General features: G+C 70.0%; 3 protein-coding genes. 1 reads left to right on the top strand and 2 read right to left on the bottom strand.

Annotation, left to right across the window (positions count from 1 at the left end):
• Positions 1 to 102: 102 nt before the first annotated feature.
• Positions 103 to 1356 carry an urea ABC transporter substrate-binding protein gene (gene urtA / locus ACWDR4_RS49790; protein WP_450418794.1) on the bottom strand — a complete coding sequence of 418 codons (1254 nt, stop codon included), beginning with the start codon at positions 1354 to 1356 and terminating at the stop codon, positions 103 to 105.
• Between the two features lie 195 nt (positions 1357 to 1551).
• Positions 1552 to 2694, bottom strand: a complete 1143-nt coding sequence (locus tag ACWDR4_RS49785; RefSeq protein WP_450418793.1) for a substrate-binding domain-containing protein — start codon at positions 2692 to 2694, stop codon at positions 1552 to 1554.
• 148 nt (positions 2695 to 2842) lie between these two features.
• On the opposite strand from ACWDR4_RS49785, the gene ACWDR4_RS49780 reads away from it, so the two are divergent.
• Positions 2843 to 4774 (top strand): potassium channel family protein, encoded by a 1932-nt coding sequence (locus tag ACWDR4_RS49780; RefSeq protein ID WP_450418791.1) that lies wholly within the window; start codon positions 2843 to 2845, stop codon positions 4772 to 4774.
• Positions 4775 to 4823 lie beyond the last annotated feature (49 nt).

Genomic DNA, 4823 nt, shown 5'->3' with positions numbered 1-4823 from the left:
GGCTGGTATGTCAGCCCGTCCGGCGTTTGAGGACGAACGGGGGTTCGGGGGCGGAGCCTCCGAGGATGGGACGGGGAGGGGCGGCGGGGGCGAGGAAACTGCTTAGGACAGGCCCGACGCCCAGTCGTAGCCCTTCAGGAAGGGGTCCGGCTTGATCGGCTTGCCTGAGTTCCAGACCTCCGTGATCAAGCCGTCGGCGCCCACCTTGCCGATCCGCGCCGTCTTGTAGACGTGCTGACTCGCACCGTCGACGGTGACCTCGCCCTCAGGGGCCGCGAAGGTGATGCCGTCCGAGGCCGCCTTCACCTTCGGCACGTCGAAGGAGCCCGCCTTCTCGACCATCTCCTTCCACAGGTACACCGAGATGTACGCGGCCTCCATCGGGTCACTGGTCGGCTTCCCCTTGCCGTACGCCGCCTGGTACGCCGCGACGAACTTCGTGTTCGCAGCGCCCGGCGTCGTCTGGTAGTAGTTCCACGCCGTCAACTGCCCCTCCAGGTACTGCGTCCCGATGCTCTTCACCTCCTCCTCCGCGATGGAGACGGACAGCACCGGCATGCTCTTCGCGGTCATCCCGGAGGACTTGTACTCCTTGAAGAACGCCACGTTGCTGTCCCCGTTGAGGGTGTTGAACACGGCGTCCGCACCGGAGTTCTTGACCTTGTTGACGATCGTGGAGAACTCCGTCGAGCCCAGCGGCGCGTAGTCCTCACCGACCACCGTCATCCCCTTGGCCTTCGCATACGCCTTGATGATTTTGTTGGCCGTGCGCGGGAAGACGTAGTCGCTGCCGACCAGGTACAGCTTCGTCAGCCCCTGCTTCTTCAGGTAATCCAGCGCCGGCACGATCTGCTGGTTCGTCGTCGCACCCGTATAGAAGATGTACGGCGACTCCTCAAGTCCCTCGTACTGCACGGGGTAGAAGAGGAGTGACTTGTACCGCTCGAAGACGGGCTTCACCGCCTTGCGGCTCGACGAGGTCCAGCAGCCGAAGGTCGCCACGACCTTGTCGTCCTTGATCAGCGCCTCCGCCTTCTCCGCGAAGGTCGGCCAGTCCGAGGCACCGTCCTGGCTGATCGGGTTCAGCTTCTTGCCCAGCACACCACCGGCCGCGTTGATCTCCTTCACCGCGAGCAACAGCGCGTTGTGGACGGTGACTTCACTGATCGCCATCGTGCCGGACAGCGAGTTGAGCAGACCCACCTTGACCGTGCTGCCGGAGGTGTCGCCCTTCACACCGGCGTCCGAGGACGTGTCCGAACCGGTCTTCGCGCCACAGGCGCTGAGAGCGGCGGACGCGCCCACGGCCGATATACCGGCCAACAGACCACGCCTGTTGATACTGAGCCCAGACATGCGGAACCGCCCTTGGGGAGGAGGGAAGAGGAGAGGGGAGGAGGAGAAGGGGAGGAGGGGGACGCGAGGGGGTAAGTGCGTCCACAGCCTGGGAGTTAACTGTTTCGAGGGCGTTTCCGCGCAATTGAAGAACAGTTTCCGGCGGAACTAAATTTCGTCAATTAATGCTTCCGGACGGAAGGATCTATGGAGGACCTAATTTCCGGCTTCCCCGGTGTCCAGTTGGGCGAGGACGGTGAAGTCGAGGCCGTCCGCCTCCGCCAGGTAGATGCGCTGGCGTACATGCCGGTCGCGCAGGCGCAGGAGGCCGCGCGGGCCCTCGTACGACACCGCGTCCGCCGCCGCGCCGATCGCGGACACGTCGAGCGTGCGGGCGCGTTCGATGAGGGCGGCGAGCAGCAGCACGCCCTCGTAGCAGGACTCGCCGAGGCTGCCGGGCGCCGGGGCGTCGATGCCGAACCGGGCGGCGTAACTGCCGTGGAAGTCCAGGGTGTCCTGGTTGGCCAGTGACGCGAAGAAACCGGCCGTGCTGAACAGGTCGCGGGTCGCCTCGGGGCCGCTGGCCATCAGCATGTTCTCGTCCATGAGGGTGCTCAGCCGGACACTCCGCCGGTCGAGCCCGAAGGCGCCGAAGGCACGGTTGAAGCGGACCGCGTCGCTGCCGACGAGGAGCATCAACACCCCGTCCGCGTCCGCGTGTTCGATGCGCCGCAGTACGTCGGTGAAGTCGTCCGTGCCCAGCGGCAGGTATGCCTCCCCGCACACCCGGCCCCGGTTCTCGCGCGCGTACCGGCGGGCGGCGCGGGCCGTCTGCCGGGGCCACACATAGTTGTTGCCGACGACGAACCAGCGCCGTACGCCCCGCGCCTCGCTGATCAGCCGCATCGCCGGGCGCAGCTGCCCGGCGGGCGTCTCGCTCGTCAGGAAGACGCCCTCGGTGCGCTCGCCGCCCTCGTACAGGGCCGTGTAGACGTACGGCACCCGGTGCGCGACCCGGGGCGCCACGGCCTGCCGTACGGACGAGATGTGCCAGCCGGTGACGCCCTGCACCACACCGGTCGCGACCAGCGCCTCGACCTCCCCGGCGACCCGCTGCGGCTCGGCGCCCCCGTCGACCTCGATCAGCCGCAGCTCCTTGCCCAGGACCCCGCCCGCCCGGTTGACCTCCTCGGCGGCCAGCCGCGCGCACGCCTCGCACGCCGGGCCGAAGATCCCGGCAGGGCCCTGCATCGGGTACACCAGCGCGACGTTGAGGGTCGCGTCGTCGGCCGTGAACCACTCGGGGGTGTGGAGCCGGGGTAGGCGGGTCTGGGGGTGGCGTGGGTGGGGCCGCTGCATTGGGTCATGATTGCGGCATCGGCCCCGGTCGGGAACCACCTGTCCCGGTGAGGCAGTCTTTTCCCTCGTGGCGATCCTGGGGAACCTTCCGAGTCAGAGCGGGCCGAACGGACCGAACGGGCCGGGTGCGGGTGATCCGGTCGGTCACATGATCGTGTGCGGGGACGACGGGCTCGCCCACCGGCTCGCCCACGAACTCCGGAACGTGTACGGCGAACAGGTCACCCTCGTCGTACCGCCCTCGGAGCGGAACGTACGGCCGCCGGTGGTCGTCCGGGCCGCCGGGACGGCGTCGGCTCTGCTGGACCGGATGTCGGCGGTCGTCAGCAGGGCGGCGGGCAACGGGACCACCACTGCTCCTGGTGGCTCTGGTGAACCCTCCCTGCACGAAGGGGTGTTGGAGGCCGTCGAGCTGACCGAGGCGGTGCTCGCCGAGGCGGGCGGGGAGCGGGCGGCGGCCCTGGCTCTCGTGTACGACGACGACGAGACCAACATCCGCGCCGCCCTCACCGCCCGCCGCCTCAACCCACGCCTGCGGCTCGTACTGCGGCTCTACAACCGGCGGTTGGGCCAGCACATCGAGGAACTCCTCGACCAGGCCTCGGTGTTGGCGGCGGCGGCAGCGATGGCCGAGGGTGACGGCAGTGGTGCGGACAGGAGGGTCGACGCGTCCACCACCGTGCTGTCCGACGCCGACACGGCCGCTCCCGCGCTCGCCGCCACCGCCATCACCGGTACCAGCAAGGTCATCCAGACCGACGGGCTGCTGCTGCGCGCGGTGGAACGGCAGCCGCCCGCGCCGGGCGAGGTCGCCGACCCCGGCCTGTACACACTCGCCCTGCTCTCCACCACCAGCAGCGACCCGGCCGGCGCCGACGGCTCCGAGAGCGACGGCGACCAGGGGCCCCGGCTGCTCCCCGACGCGGCGGCGGTGGCTGCGGCGACGGGGCGCGGGACGGTCGTACTCCAGCAGGTGTCGTACGCGTACTCCGGGACGTCGATGTCGGGCGGCCGGGGCCGGGGCGTGGTCCCTCCGTTCGGCTCGCTGTTCTCGCGGCGGCTGCGCTGGTCCCTGGCGGTGATGGTCGGTTGTGTGATCGCCCTCGCGGTCGCGCTGACGGTCGCGACGGGCGACCACCCCGTCCACGCCACGTACCTGACCCTGCTCGACCTCTTCGCGATCAACGACCCCGCGATCGGGGCGTCCATGACCCGCCAGATCCTCCAACTCCTGTCCGGGCTGGTCGGGTTGCTGCTGCTGCCGGTGCTGCTGGCTGCGGTGCTGGAGGCGCTGGGCACCTTCCGGAGCGGTTCCGCCGTGCGCAAGCCGCCGCGTGGGCTCGGCGGGCATGTGGTGCTGCTCGGACTCGGCAAGATCGGCACGAGGGTGCTGACCCGGTTGCGCGAACTCAACATCCCGGTGGTGTGCGTCGAGGCGGACCCGGAGGCGCGGGGTCTGGCGACGGCACGGCGGTTGCGTGTGCCGGTGGTACTGGGTGATGTGACCCAGGAGGGCGTCCTGGAAGCCGCGAAGATCAACCGCGCACAGGCCCTCCTCGCCCTCACCAGCGCCGACACGACCAACCTGGAGGCGGTGCTGTACGGGCGTTCCGTACGGCCCGACCTGCGCGTCGTCCTGCGCCTGTACGACGACGACTTCGCCACCGCCGTGTACCGCACCCTGCGCGCGGCGCACCCCGGCGCGACGACCCGGAGCCGGAGCGTTTCGCATCTGGCGGCGCCCGCGTTCGCCGGGGCGATGATGGGGCGCCAGACGCAGATCCTGGGCACGATTCCTGTCGAGCGGCGGGTGTTGCTGTTCGCGGCGATGCGGGTGGGCGGGCATGCGGAGCTGGAGGGGCGGACGGTGGGGGAGGCGTTTCGGGCGGGGGCGTGGCGGGTGCTGGCGCTGGACACGGGGGTGGGGGCACCGGTGGAGGGGCGGCCTTCGGGGCTGGTGTGGGATCTGCCGGAGACGTATGTGCTGCGGGCGGAGGATCGGGTGGTGCTGGCGGCTACTCGGCGGGGGTTGGCGGAGCTGTTGGGGAGGCGGCGGGGGCGGGATCGGGCGGGGGCGTAGTTTTTGCGCCCCCGCCGCCCCAACCCGTCCCAACCCAGCACCCGCCTCA

The organism is Streptomyces sp. NPDC000878, from assembly GCF_053599695.1.
The sequence above is the reverse complement of the archived record's forward strand: the minus strand, read 5'-3'. Positions and strand labels throughout refer to the sequence as shown.

What these genes read in the sequence shown, in the direction of transcription:
- urtA (WP_450418794.1), bottom strand. Translation starts at nt 1,356, where the DNA reads ATGTCTGGGCTCAGTATCAACAGGCGTGGTCTGTTGGCCGGTATATCG.
- ACWDR4_RS49785 (WP_450418793.1), bottom strand. Translation starts at nt 2,694, where the DNA reads ATGCAGCGGCCCCACCCACGCCACCCCCAGACCCGCCTACCCCGGCTC.
- ACWDR4_RS49780 (WP_450418791.1), top strand. Translation starts at nt 2,843, where the DNA reads ATGATCGTGTGCGGGGACGACGGGCTCGCCCACCGGCTCGCCCACGAA.